This is a genomic window from Streptomyces sp. NBC_01166 (genome assembly GCF_045039765.1).
Taxonomy (GTDB): Bacteria; Actinomycetota; Actinomycetes; order Streptomycetales; family Streptomycetaceae; genus Streptomyces.
In genome coordinates, this window is record NZ_CP108613.1 from 4,394,348 (window position 1) to 4,411,834 (window position 17,487).

The 17,487-nt window shown below is 72.3% G+C and carries 14 protein-coding genes and 3 tRNA genes; 7 read left to right on the forward strand and 10 right to left on the reverse strand.

Going from position 1 to position 17,487, the window contains the following annotated elements; genetic code table 11:
• Positions 1-154: 154 nt before the first annotated feature.
• Positions 155-982 carry a glycerophosphodiester phosphodiesterase gene (locus OG379_RS20125; protein WP_405664582.1) on the reverse strand — a complete coding sequence of 276 codons (828 nt, stop codon included), beginning with the start codon at positions 980-982 and terminating at the stop codon, positions 155-157.
• A 197-nt stretch (positions 983-1,179) separates the two neighbouring features.
• On the opposite strand from OG379_RS20125, the gene OG379_RS20130 reads away from it, so the two are divergent.
• Positions 1,180-2,673 (forward strand): S1C family serine protease, encoded by a 1,494-nt coding sequence (locus tag OG379_RS20130; RefSeq protein ID WP_405664583.1) that lies wholly within the window; start codon positions 1,180-1,182, stop codon positions 2,671-2,673.
• A 61-nt stretch (positions 2,674-2,734) separates the two neighbouring features.
• Positions 2,735-2,819: transfer RNA gene (locus OG379_RS20135), tRNA-Ser, on the forward strand.
• 143 nt (positions 2,820-2,962) lie between these two features.
• Here the strand turns inward: OG379_RS20135 and OG379_RS20140 are convergent.
• A complete protein-coding gene (locus OG379_RS20140) occupies positions 2,963-3,100 on the reverse strand; it encodes a hypothetical protein (RefSeq protein ID WP_405664584.1) in 138 nt (45 codons plus the stop codon).
• 16 nt (positions 3,101-3,116) lie between these two features.
• Positions 3,117-3,998, reverse strand: coding sequence for a bifunctional DNA primase/polymerase (locus tag OG379_RS20145; protein WP_405664585.1), 882 nt, complete (start codon positions 3,996-3,998; stop codon positions 3,117-3,119).
• Between the two features lie 252 nt (positions 3,999-4,250).
• On the opposite strand from OG379_RS20145, the gene OG379_RS20150 reads away from it, so the two are divergent.
• From OG379_RS20150 to OG379_RS20160, 3 genes are all read left to right on the forward strand, one after another.
• A complete protein-coding gene (locus tag OG379_RS20150) occupies positions 4,251-4,568 on the forward strand; it encodes a hypothetical protein (protein WP_393766186.1) in 318 nt (105 codons plus the stop codon).
• 212 nt (positions 4,569-4,780) lie between these two features.
• Entirely contained in the window at positions 4,781-5,335 is a 555-nt protein-coding gene (locus tag OG379_RS20155; RefSeq protein ID WP_405664586.1) for a SigE family RNA polymerase sigma factor, read from the forward strand.
• A 207-nt stretch (positions 5,336-5,542) separates the two neighbouring features.
• Positions 5,543-7,189 (forward strand): long-chain fatty acid--CoA ligase, encoded by a 1,647-nt coding sequence (locus tag OG379_RS20160; RefSeq protein WP_405664587.1) that lies wholly within the window; start codon positions 5,543-5,545, stop codon positions 7,187-7,189.
• 93 nt (positions 7,190-7,282) lie between these two features.
• Here the strand turns inward: OG379_RS20160 and OG379_RS20165 are convergent, their stop codons facing one another.
• Both OG379_RS20165 and OG379_RS20170 read right to left on the reverse strand, forming a co-directional pair.
• On the reverse strand, positions 7,283-11,338 hold the full coding sequence (locus OG379_RS20165; protein WP_405664588.1) for a PAS domain-containing protein: 4,056 nt from the start codon (positions 11,336-11,338) through the stop codon (positions 7,283-7,285).
• A gap of 345 nt (positions 11,339-11,683) precedes the next feature.
• Positions 11,684-12,154 carry an SSI family serine proteinase inhibitor gene (locus tag OG379_RS20170; protein WP_393766182.1) on the reverse strand — a complete coding sequence of 157 codons (471 nt, stop codon included), beginning with the start codon at positions 12,152-12,154 and terminating at the stop codon, positions 11,684-11,686.
• Between the two features lie 378 nt (positions 12,155-12,532).
• On the opposite strand from OG379_RS20170, the gene OG379_RS20175 reads away from it, so the two are divergent.
• Together OG379_RS20175 and OG379_RS20180 are read left to right on the forward strand one after the other, a co-directional pair.
• Positions 12,533-12,623 (forward strand) — tRNA-Ser (locus OG379_RS20175).
• 216 nt (positions 12,624-12,839) lie between these two features.
• Positions 12,840-12,912, forward strand: a tRNA-Arg gene (locus OG379_RS20180).
• A gap of 68 nt (positions 12,913-12,980) precedes the next feature.
• Here the strand turns inward: OG379_RS20180 and OG379_RS20185 are convergent.
• The 5 genes from OG379_RS20185 to OG379_RS20205 all read right to left on the reverse strand — a co-directional run bounded on the left by OG379_RS20185 (position 12,981) and on the right by OG379_RS20205 (position 17,440).
• Positions 12,981-13,421, reverse strand: a complete 441-nt coding sequence (locus tag OG379_RS20185; RefSeq protein ID WP_405664589.1) for a VOC family protein — start codon at positions 13,419-13,421, stop codon at positions 12,981-12,983.
• 221 nt (positions 13,422-13,642) lie between these two features.
• Positions 13,643-14,245 (reverse strand): GNAT family N-acetyltransferase, encoded by a 603-nt coding sequence (locus OG379_RS20190; RefSeq protein ID WP_405664590.1) that lies wholly within the window; start codon positions 14,243-14,245, stop codon positions 13,643-13,645.
• Positions 14,246-14,390: 145 nt separating this feature from the next.
• Positions 14,391-15,587: an NAD(P)/FAD-dependent oxidoreductase gene (locus OG379_RS20195; protein ID WP_405664591.1), complete on the reverse strand. Its 1,197-nt coding sequence runs from the start codon at positions 15,585-15,587 to the stop codon at positions 14,391-14,393.
• Between the two features lie 93 nt (positions 15,588-15,680).
• A complete protein-coding gene (locus OG379_RS20200) occupies positions 15,681-16,625 on the reverse strand; it encodes an RNA polymerase sigma-70 factor (protein ID WP_405664592.1) in 945 nt (314 codons plus the stop codon).
• Positions 16,626-16,681: 56 nt separating this feature from the next.
• Positions 16,682-17,440: a hypothetical protein gene (locus OG379_RS20205; protein ID WP_405664593.1), complete on the reverse strand. Its 759-nt coding sequence runs from the start codon at positions 17,438-17,440 to the stop codon at positions 16,682-16,684.
• Positions 17,441-17,487: the final 47 nt, after the last annotated feature.

Genomic DNA, 17,487 nt, shown 5'->3' on the forward strand with positions numbered 1-17,487 from the left:
CCACAAACGCCACCCCCGAGACCTCCTTTGCCCCCACGCCACGGATTGGATGCCCCCCTGGCATGCGCCGGAAACCGGCCAAAGCCCTGTCAGTGATGCACTCGTAACGATCGATTGCGGAGCGAATGCGCCGGTGCACCCCCGGTAACTGATGTTAAGAGCGGCCAAGTTGCGAAAGAACCTGTTTCGGGCGGTTCGTGATGATTGCCTCCACCCCCAGGCGTACGCAGAGCTCGACGTCCTCCGGCTCGTTCACGGTCCACACGTGCACCTGGTGCCCCGCCCTGTGCAGCCGTTCGATGTACCCGGGGTGATTGCGTACGATCCGCATCCCCGGGCCGGCGATCCGGGCTCCGGCGGGGAGCCGCCCGTCGCGCAGCCTCGGTGAGACGAACTGCATCAGGAAGACGGTGGGCAGCGTGGGGGCCGCGGCCCGGATGCGGTACAGGGACCGCGCGGAGAAGCTCATGACGCGTACCGGGGACGGCCCGTCGGCCGGCGGAGCGTCCAGACCGAACCGCTTCAGCAGGTGGAGCAGCCGCTCCTCGACCTGTCCGGCCCAGCGCGTGGGGTGTTTGGTCTCGATGGCCAGCTGGAGCGGACGGCCGCCCGCGCGGACGTCGTGGGCCAGCTCGAGGAGGCGTTCCAGGGTGAGTACGGACGTGAGCTCACCCGGCACCGGGTCCCAGTCCGGGGATTCCTCGTGGTCCTTCCAGGAGCCGAAGTCGAGGGCGGCGAGATCGGCCAGTTCCAGGGCGGAGACGGCACCCCGACCGTTCGACGTGCGGTTCACCCTGCGGTCGTGCACACAGACGAGCTGCCCGTCCGCGGTGAGACGGACATCGCACTCCAGGGCGTCCGCACCGTCCTCGACGGCCTTCCGGTACGCGGCCAGGGTGTGCTCAGGGGCGTCGTCCGAGGCGCCGCGGTGCGCGATGACCTGGATGGGAGGCTGTGGTGAGGGTAGGCGTGCGTGGGTCACCGCGTCATGGTGTCACCGAGACGCGTCAGGTGCTGACACCTTGTTGTGTAGGACCGTTTTGCCTGATGTAAAGATTGGTGTGCGGATGCACAGGTCCTGCTTACAGTGGCCTGACGTGCTGTGGGAAAAGCTGACTGCAGACACGTGCACAGCGGATCTCTTGCCGAATGCCGAGTGGAACCGAGGAGTAAAGAGCTGTGAGCACCGAGAACGAGGGCAACGAGGGCAACGCGGTTCCGTCCGTACCGTCTGTTCCGTCCGCACCTCCCGTGCCGGCTGCCGCTCCTGAGGGCACCCCGCAGGGCGGTCCGCCCGCCCCGGAGGCCCCGCCCGCCGCGCCTTCGGACGCGCCGACGGCCCATATTCCGGCCGCGACGCACCAGGGAGGCGCCGAGCCGCCCGCCGCCGGACACGAGCAGCACCCGTACGCGCCGCCGTCACCGCAGCAGCCTCCGGCCGGCTCGGCCGCCTGGCCGCCGCCCCCTCCCGCCATCCCCTCGTACGCCGACGGCGGCAGCCCTCCGGCCTGGGGAGCCCCGGAGACCTCTGAGCCCGAGCGCCCGCGCAAGCGCCGTGCGAGCGGCCTGGTCGCCGCCGTGGCGGTGGCCGCACTGGTCGCCGGCGGCGTCGGCGGAGCCCTCGGCTACTGGGCCGCGGACAGCAGCGACTCCAGCTCCTCCTCCGGCTCGACCACGGTCGCCGCCTCCAACAGTCCGAAGGACTTCAAGCGCGACGCGGGGACGGTCGCGGGTGTCGCGGCGGGCGCGCTGCCCAGTGTGGTCACCATCGACGCCCAGTCCGGCGACGGCGAGGGCGGCACGGGCACCGGCTTCGTGTACGACAAGGAGGGCCACATCCTCACGAACAACCACGTGGTGGCCTCCGCGGCGGACAGCGGCCAGCTGACCGCGACGTTCTCCAACGGCAAGAAGTACGACGCCGAGGTCGTCGGCCGGGCCCAGGGCTACGACGTGGCCGTGCTCAAGCTGAAGAACGCCCCGGACGGACTGACCCCGCTCGCCCTGGGAGACTCCGACAAGGTCGCGGTGGGCGATTCCACCATCGCGATCGGCGCCCCCTTCGGCCTCTCCAACACGGTCACCACGGGCATCATCAGCGCGAAGAACCGTCCGGTCGCCTCCGGTGACGGCTCCAGCAACAAGAACTCGTACATGAGCGCCCTTCAGACGGACGCCTCGATCAACCCGGGCAACTCGGGCGGGCCGCTCCTGGACGCGGGTGGCGCGGTCATCGGCATCAACTCCGCCATCCAGTCCACCAGCGGCGGCGGGGTCGGCCAGTCCCAGGCGGGCTCCATCGGCCTCGGCTTCGCCATCCCGGTCAACCAGGCCAAGAACGTCGCCGAACAGCTGATCAGGACGGGCCAGCCCGTCTACCCGGTGATCGGCGCGACGGTGACGATGGAGGAGAAGACCGGCGGCGCCGTCATCTCGGACGAGGGCGCGGGCGGCACCCCCGCCGTCACCCCGGACGGCCCGGCGGCCCAGGCCGGTCTGAAGGCCGGCGATGTGATCACCAAGTTCAACGACACGGCGGTCGAGAGCGGCCCGACGCTGATCGGGGAGATCTGGACCCACAAGCCGGGCGACAAGGTCACGCTCACCTACAAGCGCGACGGCAAGACGTCCACGGCCGAACTCACCCTGGGCGAGCGCAAGGGCGACAGCTGACCGGCTAGGCTGTTCCACGCATCGAGCCGGCTCCGGGCCACCGGGACCGGTGACGACGCGGGGTGGGTTGCCCGAGCGGCCTAAGGGAACGGTCTTGAAAACCGTCGTGGCGCGAGTCACCGTGGGTTCAAATCCCACACCCACCGCAGGTGAGAGGCCCCTGGCCGGGTAATCGGCCGGGGGCCTCCGTCATGTCCGGGCGGTGCAAGGCGTCGGCCGTGTCCGTTCTCTGGTCCCGGGCCCGGCAGGCAGGCGTCCATGGCAGCCCTCCGGATCTCCTGGACGCACGTCACGTGGTCGATGTACGTGCTGAGCTTCGCTCGTCCCAGCGCGTGGTCATCTCCCTGCGGAATCTGGCCCGTTCGGCGACAGCCGTCGCCAAGTAGGGCGTCAGGGCGCCGTCCAGGGTGAAGATCCGGGCGGCCATGATTGACAACGTACCGTCAGGAACTCCGCCTAGGGGTGGTCAGGCGGGCGGCCGAGGCGATCGCGGCGCGGGCCTCCTGTTCGGTGAGGCCGGTGCCGATCGCCGCGTCGGTGAGGGCGTCCGCGAGGTCGTCGCCGAAGCCGTGTTCGTACGCCCGGCAGGCCGCCCAGAACAGCCGGGTGTTGCGCTGGCCCTCGTGCGCGGCGCGTACGAACTGGACCAGGCCCTGCCCCTGCCGGCCGGGCGAGGTCCGGCCGGGGGTGTGGTGCGGGCGCGGCGGGGGTGTGAGCAGGCGCAGGAGGGCGCGGGGGCAGGGGGCGGGTGCGAGGTGGGCCGTGCCGGGGGCGAGCCGGTATCTGCCGTGGGTCGTGACCGAGCCCGGGCCGACCAGGTAGCCGCCCGCTCCGCGTACGTCGATGCCCGGAGCGAGGCGGCCGGCGGAGTTGGGCACGGAGACGCCGGAGGGGCCCGTCAGCCAGAGGTGCCGGCCGCCGCTGGGCGTGAGCACGGTGACGGTGGCCGGGATGGTGAACAGGTGCTGGAGGGCCAGCTGCTGGAGCGCGGCGACGGAGTCGTTGCCGTGGGCGGTGTCGATGTCGAGGTCGATGCCGATGAGCCGGTGCGGCGCCCGTCCGCAGGCGATGCCGTAGCCGGTGGCCCTGGGCGCCGCGGCGAAGAGTGCGCGCACGGCGACGGGGTCGGTGGTGGCGTCGTGCACCCCGTGTCCGGGCAGCCCGCAGGCGCCCCGGCAGCGCACGGGAGGGTCCTCCTCGCGGTGCGGTGAGCGCAGGGCGGGGAGCTTGGTGGCGGACAGCGGGAAGACGGGTAGCCCGCGCTCGGCGGCGGAGAGCGCGTGGGCCAGGGCCAGGGTGGCGGTCTGCCGGTCAGTGGTGGCCATGGAGCCATTTTCGTACAAGCGTTCGAAGAAGGGAAGAGGGATGGGTCCGTTCGGGCGGATCGCCTCTCCTCGTGCGGGAGGTTTACCGGGTGTTCCTCATACGTGCGGGGGAATCGCGCGGCATGGGTGGTTCGCCGGGGACGTGGTGGGCAGTTCTGCTCCCGCGACGTCGTGAGCAGCACCGAGGCGGTCGGCCAACCGCTTCGGAACCAGCCGTATCAAGCAGCGTTCCCGGTTCCTGGAGGAATTGACATGGCACGTATCCGTACCGCTCGCGCCCTCGCCGCCGTCGCCGCCCTGCCTCTCGCCGCCGCTCTGTTCGGAGGGGTGGCGGTGGCCGACAACGGCGCGTTCGCGACCGACGGATCGAACGCGGGGGTGGCGACCGTCGGGAACGGAGGCGTCGGCGGGAACAACTCCGGTAATTCGTCCACGTCCCAGCAGCAGGCCGTCGGCGCCAATGCCTCCAACCACAGCAACACGGTGCAGGTCAGCCAATCGCCCTTCGCCTACATCGACCAGTCCACGTACAACGTCTATGTGACCTTCACGCCGCTCTGGGTGAACTGACCGAGGGCCCGTGCGGTGGCGTCGCCGCCGCTGCCGCACGGGCCGCCTCCGTACGGGCGGAGGGCGGGCCCGGGGGTGAGGACCCTGACGCGGGTGGTCCCGCCCTCCACCTTCAGGAGGTGGAGCCCGTCCGGGCCCTACAACCTGAGGCGGACGTGGCTTCGGGACCTGGGGCCGATCCCCTGGACCGTGCCCGCTCCTAGCGTGGAGATATGACCACGCCAGTCTGCACCGGGGCCTCCAGGGCGGTCGCCGCCTCCGCCGGACACCGCCGCTATCCGTCGTTCTCGTCGTACGTGCGGGCCAGGGGCCCCGTGCTGCTGCGCACCGCACGCTCCCTCACCGCGAACCCGAGCGACGCCGAGGACCTGCTGCAGACCGCCCTCACCAAGACGTATGTCGCCTGGGAGCGGATCGAGGACCACCGGGCCCTCGACGGGTACGTCCGCCGGGCCCTGGTGAACACCCGGACCTCGCAGTGGCGCAAGCGCAAGGTCGACGAGTTCGCCTGCGAGGAGCTGCCCGAGAAGGAGGCCGCGCCCGCGCCGGACCCCGCCGAGCAGCAGTCGCTGCACGACGCGATGTGGCGGGCGGTGCTCAAGCTGCCGGACCGCCAGCGCGCCATGGTCGTGCTGAGGTACTACGAGGACCTCAGTGAGGTCCAGACCGCCGATGTGCTCGGCGTGTCCGTCGGTACGGTCAAGAGCGCCGTGTCGCGGGCGCTCAGGAAGCTCCGTGAGGATCCGGAGCTCAGCCCCGTCCGCTGACCGAGAGGCCCGCGCCGCTGACTGAAGGACCCGGTCCGCTGACCGAGGGACCCGCGCCGGTGACCGCGCCCTTCGTGCAGGCCCCCGCGCAGCCCGTTTCCGCGGGCCGACACCGATTCGTACTCCCGGAAGTAGTGACATACCGCGTGGTATGTGAGCAGAATCAGCGCACCCTTACCACCGCGTAGCGCCCACCGGGAGGACGCCGTGCTGAGCACCATGCAGGACGTACCGCTGACTGTGACCCGCATCCTGACCCACGGGATGACCATCCACGGGAAGTCGCAGGTGACGACCTGGACCGGCGACCCGGAGCCGCACCGGCGGAGTTTCGCCGAGATCGGCAGGCGTGCCGCGCAGCTGGCACACGCCCTCCGTGACGAGTTGGGTGTCGACGGCGACCAGCGCGTCGCGACCCTGATGTGGAACAACGCCGAGCATGTCGAGGCGTATCTGGCGATCCCCTCGATGGGCGCCGTGCTGCACACGCTCAACCTGCGGCTCCCCGCCGAGCAGCTGATCTGGGTCGTCGAGCACGCCGACGACAAGGTGGTCCTGGTCAACGGTTCGCTGCTGCCGCTGCTCGCACCGCTGCTCCCCCACCTGCCCTCCGTCGAGCACGTGGTGGTGTCCGGACCCGGCGACCGCTCCGTGCTCGACGGTGCCACGCCCCGGGTGCACGAGTACGAGGAGCTGATCGCCGGCCGGCCGGCCTCCTACGACTGGCCCGAGCTCGACGAACGCCAGGCCGCCGCCATGTGCTACACCTCCGGCACCACGGGGGACCCGAAGGGCGTCGTCTACTCCCACCGCTCGATCTACCTGCACTCCATGCAGATCAACATGGCCGAGTCGATGGGGCTGACCGACAAGGACACGACGCTGGTCGTCGTGCCGCAGTTCCACGTGAACGCCTGGGGGTTGCCGCACGCGACGTTCATGACCGGTGTCAACATGCTCATGCCCGACCGCTTCCTGCAGCCGGCTCCGCTCGCCGAGATGATCGAGCAGGAGCGGCCCTCGCACGCGGCGGCCGTCCCCACCATCTGGCAGGGGCTGCTGGCCGAGGTCACCGCCAAGCCGCGCGACCTCTCCTCCATGGCCCGCGTCACCATCGGCGGCGCCGCGTGTCCGCCTTCCCTGATGGAGGCGTACGACAAGCTCGGCGTCCGCCTCTGCCACGCCTGGGGCATGACGGAGACCTCGCCGCTCGGGACCATGTCCAACCCGCCCGCCGGTCTGACCGACGAGCAGGAGTGGCCGTACCGCATCACCCAGGGCCGGTTCCCGGCCGGAGTCGAGGCGCGGCTGACCGGCCCCGGAGGGGAACACCTGCCGTGGGACGGGGAGTCCGCGGGTGAGCTGGAGGTCCGCGGCCCCTGGATCGCCGCCGCGTACTACGGCGGCGCGGACGGCGGGGAACTGCGTCCCGAGGACAAGTTCAGCGAGGACGGCTGGCTGAAGACCGGCGACGTCGGCGTGATCAGCGACGAGGGCTACCTCACGCTGACCGACCGGGCCAAGGACGTCATCAAGTCCGGCGGCGAGTGGATCTCCAGCGTCGACCTGGAGAACGCGATCATGGCGCACCCGGATGTGGCCGAGGCCGCGGTCGTCGCCGTCCCCGACGAGAAGTGGGGCGAGCGCCCCCTCGCGACCGTCGTCCTCAAGGAGGGCGCCACCGTCGACTACGCGGAGCTCAGGACCTTCCTCGCCCAGTCCGTCGCCAAGTGGCAGCTGCCCGAGCGCTGGACGATCGTCCCGGCGGTGCCGAAGACGAGCGTGGGCAAGTTCGACAAGAAGGTGATCCGCAGGCAGTACGCGGACGGCGAGCTGGACATCACGCAGCTCTGAGCCGGGCCTGCCGGCCGGAACACGGCGTACGACGAGGGCGGTACGGGCAGATCCGTACCGCCCTCGTCGTACGCGCCCGGTGACCCGCGGGCGTCAGTTCGTCCCTATCTTCGCCAGCAGATCCACGATCCTGGACTGCACCTCGTCGCTGGTGGAGCGCTCGGCGAGGAACAGCACCGTCTCGCCGGAGGCGAGCCGCGGCAGGTCCGCCTCCTCCATCCCGGCCGAGGTGTAGACGACCAGCGGGGTGTGGTTCAGCGAGCCGTTCGCGCGGAGCCAGTCGATGATCCCGGCGCGCCGGCGGCGTACCTGCATCAGGTCCATCACGACCAGGTTCGGCCGCATCCGGGTGGCGATGTCGACGGCCTCGCTGTCGCCCGACGCCCGGGCGACCTGCATGCCGCGCCGCTCCAGCGTCTCCGTCAGCGCCAGCGCGATCTCCTCGTGCTCCTCGATCACCAGGACCCTCGGCGGATGCTGGTCGCTGTCGCGCGGGGCCAGCGCCTTGAGGAGTACGGCCGGGTCGGCGCCGTACGCCGCTTCCCTGGTCGCCTGCCCCAGACCGGCCGTCACCAGCACCGGGACCTCCGCCGCGACAGCCGCCTGACGCAGCGACTGCAGCGCCGTACGGGTGATCGGACCGGTCAGCGGGTCGACGAACAGCGCGGCGGGGAACGCCGCGATCTGGGCATCCACCTCCTCGCGGGAGTGCACGATCACCGGACGGTAGCCGCGGTCGCTGAGGGCCTGCTGGGTGGAGACGTCCGGGGCGGGCCAGACGAGCAGCCGCCGCGGGTTGTCGAGCGGCTCCGGGGGCAGTTCGTCGTCGACGGGCTGCGGCTGCGGGCGGTTCGCCACCTCGACGGCGCCCCCGGGGCCGTCCAGCGGCTCCGGACCCTCGGCACCCGCGTCGGGGGCCCCTATCGCGTACGAGCGCCCCTCGGACGCCGGTGTGGACAGCAGCCGGCCGGAGCCGGAGCCCTGCACGGTGCTCCCCTGCGCGCCGCCGGGCTGCGGCGGTACGGGGGCCGGGGCGGGCTGCGGCGGTACGGGAGCCACGGCGGGCGGGGCAGGCCGCTCCGCCTCCGGCGGGGCGGCGAGCTTACGGCGCCGCCCGGCCCCGCCGAGCGTCTGGTTCTGCTGGTGCGCGAGGTGCTGCGCGAAGGGCACGCCCTGACCCAGCGTCCGCACGCTGAAGGCACGGCCCTGGGTCGAGTCCGAGGATCCCGGCATGGGCGCCTCGGCGGGCAGCGGCTGGCGCCGCGCGTCCGGTACGGGGGCCGGCGCGTCGCCGTCGGCCGGATGCGGCTCCGGCTCGGGCGCGGGTTCCGGCGCGGGGCCGGCCGGGGCGGCGACGGTGCCCGTGGTGTGGGTGGTGCTGCCGGGGCCCGCCCAGGGCTCGTCCCCGTCCGGGTTCACGTCGTCCTCGGGCGCCGACGCGACCGGACCCTGGGCCGAGGCGCTCTGCGCCCAGTCGGGCTGGGGAGGAACGGCGGGCAGCGGCTGCCCGGGCACGGGATGGCCCGGCCGGGCCTGCGTCTCCGGCGCCTCGGAGGGCCGTGCCCTCCGGCGGCCGGACGGCACGGGGTGCGGCTGCGGCGGGGTGTGGTCCGCGTCCGGGGTGTTCCGTACGGCGTCGTGGCGCTCGGGCAGCGGACCCTCACCGGCGGCCGGGAGCGGCTGAGCATCCGCCGGGACCGGCTGCGCACCGGACGGCACCGGCTGCGCACCGGACGGCACCGCTTGCGGGGCGGGCGAGGCCGGGGCGGCGGAAGGCGGTGCCACGACCGGCGAGCCCGGAGCCACCGGCGGGATACGGTCCGCAGCGGCGGGCGGCAGGGCGAACGCGGTACGCGGCCCCGAGGGTTCGGCGGCGGCGGCGCGTTCCTGCGCGGCGGCGAGAGCACGGCGGGCCCGTCGCCCTCCCGGCTGCTGCGCCGGCTGTTCCGGCCGCGGCTGGTCCTGCTGTGCGGGGGCCTCGGGCGAGGCGAGTGCGGGCAGCGCGGCCCGGCCGCCGCCCTGGCGCCCGGAGGCGTTCTGCGGCACGCCCTGGGGCGGCACCGTCTGCCCGCGCTGCGGGCGGCCGCCACCGCCCTGCGCGCCCTCGGCCGCGGTGACCACGGACCCCTCCGAGGGGGCGGAGGCCGCCGCGGGCAGCGCCAGCGCCTGCCGGGGCTCCCCACCCGTCTCCGCGGGGCTGGGACGGCCGCGCCTGCGACCGGAGCCCTCGTTCCGCTGAGGCGGGGTCATGTCCTGTTCCTGCTGCTGCTCCTGCGGGGCCGGGGACTCACGGCGGGCCCTGCGCCGGCCGGTCGGCTCCGCGGCCGCGGTGTCACCGGACTCCGCACCGGCCGGACCCGCGTCCACGGGGCTGTCCAGGAACGCGTCCGTCGACGCCCTGCGCGCCCGGCGCCGACCGCCCTGCGGGGCGGGCTCCGGGGCAGGTTCCGGTACGGCGGCCACCTCGGGCACCGGGAGCGGCTCGGGCACGACGGTCCCGGCACCCGTGCCGAGCGGCACCTCGAGGACGTACGCGCTGCCGCTCATCCCGGCCATCTCGTGCGTCTGGAGCACACCCCCGTGCGCGCGCACGATCCCGCGCACGATCGGCACGTGCACCGGGTCTCCCCCGGCGAACGGCCCGCGCACCTCGATCCGTACGACGTCACCGCGCTGCGCCGCGGCCACGACGACGGTCGAGTCGACGTAGCCGCCGCCCGGCACCGGCCGGGCCTTGCCGGTCGAGTCGACACCGGCCACGTCGGCGACGAGATGGGCGAGCGCCGTGATCAGCCGGCCCGCGTCGACCTCGGCCTCGATCGGCGGGGCGTGCACCGCGAACTGGGCGCGTCCGGGACCGATCAGCTCGACGGCGCCGTCGATGCCCGCGGTCACCACGGCGTCGAGCAGCACCGTCTGCTTGACGAGCTCCTCGGCACCTGTGTCCAGACGCTGATAACTCAGCACGTTGTCGACGAGCGTCGTCATGCGCGCATAGCCCGCGGCGAGGTGGTGCAGGATCTGGTTGGCCTCGGGCCAGAGCTGACCGGCCGGGTCCGCGGCGAGGGCCGAGAGCTCGCCGCGCAGCTCCTCCAGGGGACCCCGCAGGGACTCGCCCAGCACGGCGGTCAGCTGGGTGTGCCGCGCTTCGAGCCCGGTGAGACGCTCCGCCTGCTCCTCCAGCTCGGAGGCGTACCGCTCGGTCCGGTCGGCCGACTCCGCCGCGTGCCGTTCGGTGAGCTCGGCGATCTCGGCCCGGTGGCTCTCGGTGAGCTCGGCGATCTCGGCCGCGTGCCGGTCGGTCAGCCCGGAGACCTCGTCGGTGTGCTGCTGCGACAGTTCCTCGTAGGGCCTGCGGTCGGTGAACGTCATCACGGCGCCGACCAACTGGTCCCCGTCGCGCACGGGGGCGGTCGTCAGATCCACCGGGACCTGGCCGCCGCTCTTGGACCAGAGCACCTGCCCGCGTACGCGGTGCTTGCGACCGGACCGCAGGGTGTCGGCGAGCGGCGACTCCTCGTACGGGAACGGGACGCCCTCCACGCGCGAGTGCAGGATCAGCGGGTGGAGCTCCTTGCCGCCGAGGTCGCTGGCGCGGAAGCCGAGGATCTGGGCGGCGGCGGGGTTGACCAGGACGACCCGGCCGTCCGTGTCCGTGCCGACGACGCCCTCGGAGGCGGCCCGCAGGATCATCTCGGTCTGGCGCTGCGAACGCGCCAGCTCGGCCTCGGTGTCGACCGTGCCGGAGAGGTCCCGCACGACGAGCATGAGGAGCTCGTCGCCGGTGTAGCTGGAGTGGATGTCGTTGTAGCCGGCCTGGCCGCTGTCCAGGGAGGCACTGGTGACCTCGACCGGGTACTCGGTGCCGTCGGTCCGGCGCGCGGTCATCCGCGTCGGCTTGGTCCTGCCCTGCTCGTCCGCAGCGTCCGGCCTGCGCATCGACCCCGGGATCAGCCTGGAGTCGAACTCCGGAAGCAGATCGAGCAGTCCGCGGCCCACGAGCGCGGTGCCCGGGGTCTCGAACATTTCGAGGGCGATGGTGTTGGCGTTGACGACCGTGCCGTTGCAGTTGACGAGCAGGAGCCCGTCCGGGAGGGCGTCGAGTATGGCTGCGAGGCGAGCAGCGCCTCGGGATGGCCTGCTGCTCACGAGACGCTTCCTCCCTGAATACCGCACCTTGCCGACAGCGGGCCCCATCCTGCCCCTCGGGCCTCAGGCTGTCACTGGAGGAGTCTAAAGGCAGGGAGCGCATGGCGGGCGGCGGATGAGGGGGAGCTCTCACCAAGGTTCTGTGCACACGGTGTACGCCGGTGGCCCTGGGTGTGACGGCGAGCGCCCCCTCTGACGTGCTCCTATGTGTTCCGGTGTGCGCCTGGAGACTGCCCGGAACGCCCCTGGAACCCGGTCTGCAAGGCATCCGGGGCGGCCTGCGCGCGCCCCGGTGTGCGCCGTCCGGCCCGGCCGAAGTCCCCGGCGCACGCCCCGCCGAACCGGCTACCTCGCGGAGGGGAGCACCGGCACGAGGTTGTTCCAGCGCGAGATCTCGCAGCCGTTGGCCCGGCTGAAGCGCGCGTCGACGTCCTCGCCCTGCCAGGTGCCCTGCACGCGGGCGGCGGCCGGCCCGCCGGCCTGCTGGGTGCACATGGCGTTGCGGTCCGTGGCGACGAAGGGGTTGTCCCCCGACTCGGCGGCCTCGTCCAGCAGGTCGCAGGCACGCTGCGCCTCCGGGTGGCTGCCGCCCGCCGGGCCGCACTCCAGCTCGAAGACTCCGTCGGCAGCCGGGTTGCCGGACTCCGAGACGGTCACGGTGAGCCGGGTCTCCGTGTCCTGCGCCGTCGGCCAGTCTCCCTGGAGCACGGGGAGCGGGGGCAGCGGTACAAGGGGGGACACCGCGGTGGCGGCGGGCGCCGCGGCGGACAGCACGGCGAGGGACGCGACGGCGGTGAGGGTGAGACGGCGCAGCATGCGGGGCTCCTGTTGTTCTGGCGCGCCCAGGAGCGCGCCGGCCTGCTCCGGTACGCGCGCCGGGTGGAGGCGCGGGCCGGGCACACGGGGGTGACGGACGGAGGGCGGAGCCCTCGTCCTCTCTAACGCTCCTCACGCCCGCACGTTGCGCAACTCATGGGGGGCCGACCGGAACAGCCGCACGCACTCGAACACCCGACCGGTCGCGCGGCGGAGCCCCTGGCTCGGGCCCGCGGCGGGAACACCGGACCGGCACACCCGCCGCAGGGCGCTTTGCCTCGCCGCCCACCTGCCTAGTACCGTGGGCGGCGATTGGTGACAGCGCGCTCGACTGTGTCATCATCTGCACGCACCACTCGCGTTCGCGCGAGGTGTGCTGGAGGCGTCGCCTAGTCCGGTCTATGGCGCCGCACTGCTAATGCGGTTTGGGTCTTAAAGCCCATCGAGGGTTCAAATCCCTCCGCCTCCGCAGGAACCCGAAGCCCCACGCCCCCAGGCGTGGGGCTTCGGTCGTATCCGGCCCCGGACGGCCGCGGAAACGTGCCTGAGAACCGTGTTTCCGCAGATCAGGGGCGGTATGGCTAATGGATTTCGCGTCACGGCGCAGGTCATGTAATGTTGTTCTCGCAACGCCGACAGGGCAGAAAAGCCCGGGAGGCGGGACCGAGGCTCAGGCCGAGGACAAGCACTCGTAGCTTAACGGATAGAGCATCTGACTACGGATCAGAAGGTTGCAGGTTCGAATCCTGCCGAGTGCACAGCAGGCGAGAGGCCCTCAGGAGAAATCCTGAGGGCCTCTCGCGTTGCCCGTACAGCAGCGAACTCCTCAGCGCAGTTGCTCGGCCAGTCCGACGATGACGCCTTCCGGGCCGCGGACGTAACAGAGCAGATAGCTGTCCTCGAACCGGGCGATCTCGCCGACGAGTTCGGCGCCGTGGGGGCGCAGACGGGCAAGGGTGTCCTCGAGGTCGTCGACGGCGAACATGACGCGGTGCGTACCCAGAATGTTGTGCGGCTTGTTGCGCGGTTCGGTGCTGATCGCCGCGGGGCTGCGGTACTTCGACAGCTCGAGCCGACTGTGGCCGTCCGGGGTCCGGACCATCGCGATGTCACAGTGGACGCCATCGAGTCCGGTGCACCGGTCGGCGACGGGGCCCTGGACCTCCGCCCTCCCCTCCAGCTCCATACCGAGTTCCACGAAGAACGCGATGGCGGCGTCCATGTCCTCGACGACGATGCCGACGTTGTCCATCCGCTGAATGGCCATGCTGGTTTCTCCTGCTTCCTCGTGCGGCGGGTGCTTGCCGCTGATGTCCCTGGGACGGAGCCGGAGGCGCGATCTCGACATCCGCGGACCGCCCGGCAGCGAAGTACAGCAACCACAGCAACTGCCCCCGCTCGGCAATGGTCACCATGGGCCCGACGTCGGCCGGTACGAACGGGGCCCTTCGACATCGGCGGGTGACATCAGCCCGCCCGGAACCCCGCTCAGGAGTCCCAGGCGCGGGGCCGGTTCAGCGCTTCCCACTCCGGGCGGAGCAGTGAGAACACGGCCAGGTCGAGGCGGCGGCCGCGGTGGAGGCAGGCGGCACGGCTGGTGCCTTCGCGTACGAAGCCTGACCTGGCGAGGACGGCGAGCGCGGGGGCGTTGCCGGTGTGGGTCTCCGCCGTGAGGCGGTACAGGGGGAGTTCGCCGAATGCCAGGTCGACCAGGGCGTCGAGCGCGTGGGTGCCGTGGCCGCGCCCGCGATGCTCAGGGGCCAGCATCAGCTCGACCTCCGCCGTGCCGTTGACGATGTTCTGGCCGCTCAGCGCGGTGTGGCCGACAGGGGTGCCGTCAGGGAGCAGGACGAGGAAGTCGTCGCGGTCGTCGTCGTCGCCGTCGCGCTCGATGCGCTCGCGCATCGCGGTGACGGAGCGCGGCCAGATGCCGATCTCGTAGGCGATCACGGGGTCGGATCGCCACCCGTGCAGGAGCTCGGCGTCGTCCGTGTCGACCGCGGAGAGCGCGACCCGCCCGGCGCGCCATGAAGGCTCCCTCGCGGCCTCCGCGCCGTGCTGGTCGCTCGCGGTCCCGGTGTCTTCGGCCATGGGCGGATGTTATGGGTGCCTCCGGGCCGGGGCCACCGGATTTCTCCGCCCGGCGGGCCGGTGGCGCGGCCCGGTCGCGCGAGGCGACGGGCTCGCCTCGCGGATCAGGCCGCGCCTCACCCCGAGAGTCGCGAGTCCGGCCGGGTCAGGCCGATTCCGTGACGGGCTCCGCTGCCCGTGCCCGGTTCCGCACCACGGGGCGGCGCCGGGTCGGCAGTCCGAGGGTCGGGTTGGCGACGCCCCAGGCCGCGCCCTTGCAGACCAGCTCCTTGTAGAGCGCGGCGAGCCGGCCGGTCAGGGCCGCCCGGACCGCCCTGTCGTCGGCGGTGACGTACTGGATCAGGCCTTCCCTGCGGCCCAGGGAGATGCACTGGTTGAAGTAGCGGAGCGGCGTGTTCGGGAGCTTGCCGCCGGTCAGGCCCGCCGCGATGGAGTCGGCGGCCTGCCATGCGGTGGGGATGCCCGAGGCGCACGACATCCGCAGCGGGTTGTCGCCGGGGCCCTTCACCAGGGCCGCGTCCCCGATGGCGTACACGTCCGGGTGCGAGACCGAGCGCATGGCTCCGTCGACCACGATCCGGCCCGTGTCGGAGACCTCGAGGGTGGTGGCCTTCGCGATCGGGTGGACCGCGAAGCCCGCGGTCCACACGGTGACCGCGGCCGGGACGGACGTGCCGTCGGCGGTGGTGACGCGGTCGGCCTCCACACCGGTGACGGCGGTGTGCTCGTGCACCGTGATGCGGAGCTTGTCGAAGACCTTCCGCAGGTGCTGGCGGCCCTTGGGCGAGAGGGTGTCGCCGAGCCCGCCCCGGGCGGCGAGCGCGACGTCGAGGTCCGGGCGGGCCTCGGCGATCTCGGTCGCGGCCTCCAGGCCGGTGAGGCCGCCTCCGATGACGACCACGGGCTGTCCGGCGTCCAGGCCGGCCAGGCGCTCGCGCAGCCGGAGCGCCCCGGGTCGGCCCGCGATCTCGTGGGCGTGCTCGGCGGTGCCGGGGACGCCTTGGGCGTTCCAGCCGCTGCCGAGGGCGTACACGAGGCTGTCGTACTCCAGCTCCTCGGCGCCGTTCGCGTCGACGACGGCCACTGTCCCCCGGTCGGCGTCGACACCGGTGATCTTCGCGAGCCTCAGCTCGACGCCGGTGCCCGCGAACATCTGGCTGAAGGGCCGGGGCCTGAGCTCCTGGCCGACCGCCAGCTGGTGCATCCGGACGCGCTCGACGAAGTCGGGCTCGGCGGTGACGAGGGTGATGGCGACGTCCTCTCGGCGCAGTCGCCTGGCGAGGCGGCCGGCGGCGACGGCTCCGGTGTATCCGGCTCCGAGAACGATGATGCGGTGCTTCATGTCCCTGCTCCTGTCTCGCGCGGGTCTGCCCCTTGAACCGGGCAGCCCGCCGTTTCCTGACAGGAACCCGGTGTGAAGCAGGTCACACCGGGATCAGTAGAGGTTGAGCAGGGGTTCTCCGTGGTCGGAGGCCGCCCACCGCCGGGTCGCGCGTTCGAGCTTGTCGGGGTTGGCCTGGGCGCGGATCGCCGCGATGCCCTCGGAGGTGATCTCCAGGCACATGACGCCGATGACCCGGCCGTCGACGACCGCCACGAGGGCGGGGCCGTTGTTGGCCGTCGTGACGTAGACCCCGGGCGAGCCGCCGGCCATGGCGCGCTTGGCCTTGCCGGGCTTGAAGAGGCCCCGCAGGAACTTCGCGACCGCGACGGCGCCCTCGAACGGCCTGGTGCGGGCCGGGACCTTCCCGCCGCCGTCGCCGATCGAGACGGCGTCGGCGGTGAGCAGCCGCACGAGCGGCTCGGTACGGCCGCTGGTGGCGGCCTCGATGAACTCTTCGACGATCCGCCGGGCGGCGGCCTCGTCGACCTCGCTGCGGGCCTTGCCCTCCGCGACGTGCTTCCTGGCGCGGTGGAGGATCTGCTGGGCGGCGGACTCGGTGATGTCGAGGATCTCCGCGATCTTCCGGTGCGGGTAGCCGAAGGCCTCCCGCAGCACGTACACCACCCGCTCGTTGGGGGAGAGGCGCTCCATGAGGGCGAGGACGGCGTACGAGACGGACTCGCGCTGCTCGGCGGTGTCGGCGGGGCCGAGCATCGGGTCCCCCGGGAGCAGCGGCTCCGGCAGCCACTGGCCGACGTAGGTCTCGCGCCGGGCGCGGGCCGAGGTGAGCTGGTTGAGGCACAGGTTGGTGAGGACCTTCGTCAGCCAGGCCTCGGGGACCTCGATGCGGTCCGTGTCGGCGGCCTGCCAGCGCAGGAACGTGTCCTGCACGGCGTCCTCGGCGTCGCTCGCGGAGCCGAGGAGGCGGTAGGCGATGGCTTCGAGCCGGGGCATGAAGGCCTCGAACCGGTCCACGTCGTCCACGGTCAGAGCCATGGCTCGGATCCTAGCCGTCTCGCTCGCCGTTACGTCGGCGGAGTACGGCAACGGTGTCAGCGTGCGTACGAGCCGAGGCCGATCAGGCAATAGACGTATTCGTTGAGGGTCGCCCCGTTGAGGGTGTAGCGGTACGAGAACGCGTACTGAGTGGCGGAGTTGGCGTCGCACCTGCTCATGTCCGACGTGAACGGGATGGTCCGGATCACCTGGTAGTGGGCGTCGGAGGCCGAGCAGGAGACCTCGTCCACGCCGCTCACCTCCTGCGCGGTCCTGGAATCAGGCAGTGTGCCGTTGAGGCAGGTGCCGTTCTCGTACGGGTCGGGGGCCTCGGTCTCCGTGTCGTACGGGTCCTCGGTGAACGGGTTCTCGGTGGAGGCGTCCTCCGCGTCCTCGGTCTCCTCCACGTCCTCGGTGGTCTCCTCGGCGGAAGGCTCCTCGGTGTACGGGTCGGTCTCCTCGGTCGTGGCCTCCGCATACGGGTCCTCGGTGTAGGGCTCGTAGGACGAGGAGCCGGCCGAGGGGAGGGAGGGCGTGGTGTCGTCGTCGAGCCCGGTGGCCAGGACCACCGCGCATGCGATCACGGCGGCGATCCCGAGCAGCCCCAGCCGGGCCCCGGCGTTCGCCGGGCCGCGCCTGGTGACCTGGATGCGCAGGAGCACGTCCTGGTTGCCGACCTGGGCGCGGACGAGGTCGCCGTCCTCGGCCGGAGGGATGCGGATCCGGGCGGCGCCGCTCGGCAGGGGGACGGTGACGACGGCGCCGTCGGCGGCCTGCCTCGGCGTGAGCGAGAGCGGTATCTCCGGTAAGGGCACGGGGTCAGTGTGGACCCCCGGAGCCCCGACTGGAGATTTTCTCTAGA

Bases quoted from the DNA above. Each gene is read 5' to 3' on its own strand.
- OG379_RS20140 (WP_405664584.1), bottom strand. From the start codon at position 3,100: ATGGCCGCCCGGATCTTCACCCTGGACGGCGCCCTGACGCCCTACTTG.
- OG379_RS20145 (WP_405664585.1), bottom strand. From the start codon at position 3,998: ATGGCCACCACTGACCGGCAGACCGCCACCCTGGCCCTGGCCCACGCG.
- OG379_RS20190 (WP_405664590.1), bottom strand. From the start codon at position 14,245: ATGGCCGAAGACACCGGGACCGCGAGCGACCAGCACGGCGCGGAGGCC.
- OG379_RS20150 (WP_393766186.1), top strand. From the start codon at position 4,251: ATGGCACGTATCCGTACCGCTCGCGCCCTCGCCGCCGTCGCCGCCCTG.
- OG379_RS20200 (WP_405664592.1), bottom strand. From the start codon at position 16,625: ATGGCTCTGACCGTGGACGACGTGGACCGGTTCGAGGCCTTCATGCCC.
- OG379_RS20195 (WP_405664591.1), bottom strand. From the start codon at position 15,587: ATGAAGCACCGCATCATCGTTCTCGGAGCCGGATACACCGGAGCCGTC.
- OG379_RS20170 (WP_393766182.1), bottom strand. From the start codon at position 12,154: ATGCTGCGCCGTCTCACCCTCACCGCCGTCGCGTCCCTCGCCGTGCTG.
- OG379_RS20185 (WP_405664589.1), bottom strand. From the start codon at position 13,421: ATGGCCATTCAGCGGATGGACAACGTCGGCATCGTCGTCGAGGACATG.
- OG379_RS20155 (WP_405664586.1), top strand. From the start codon at position 4,781: ATGACCACGCCAGTCTGCACCGGGGCCTCCAGGGCGGTCGCCGCCTCC.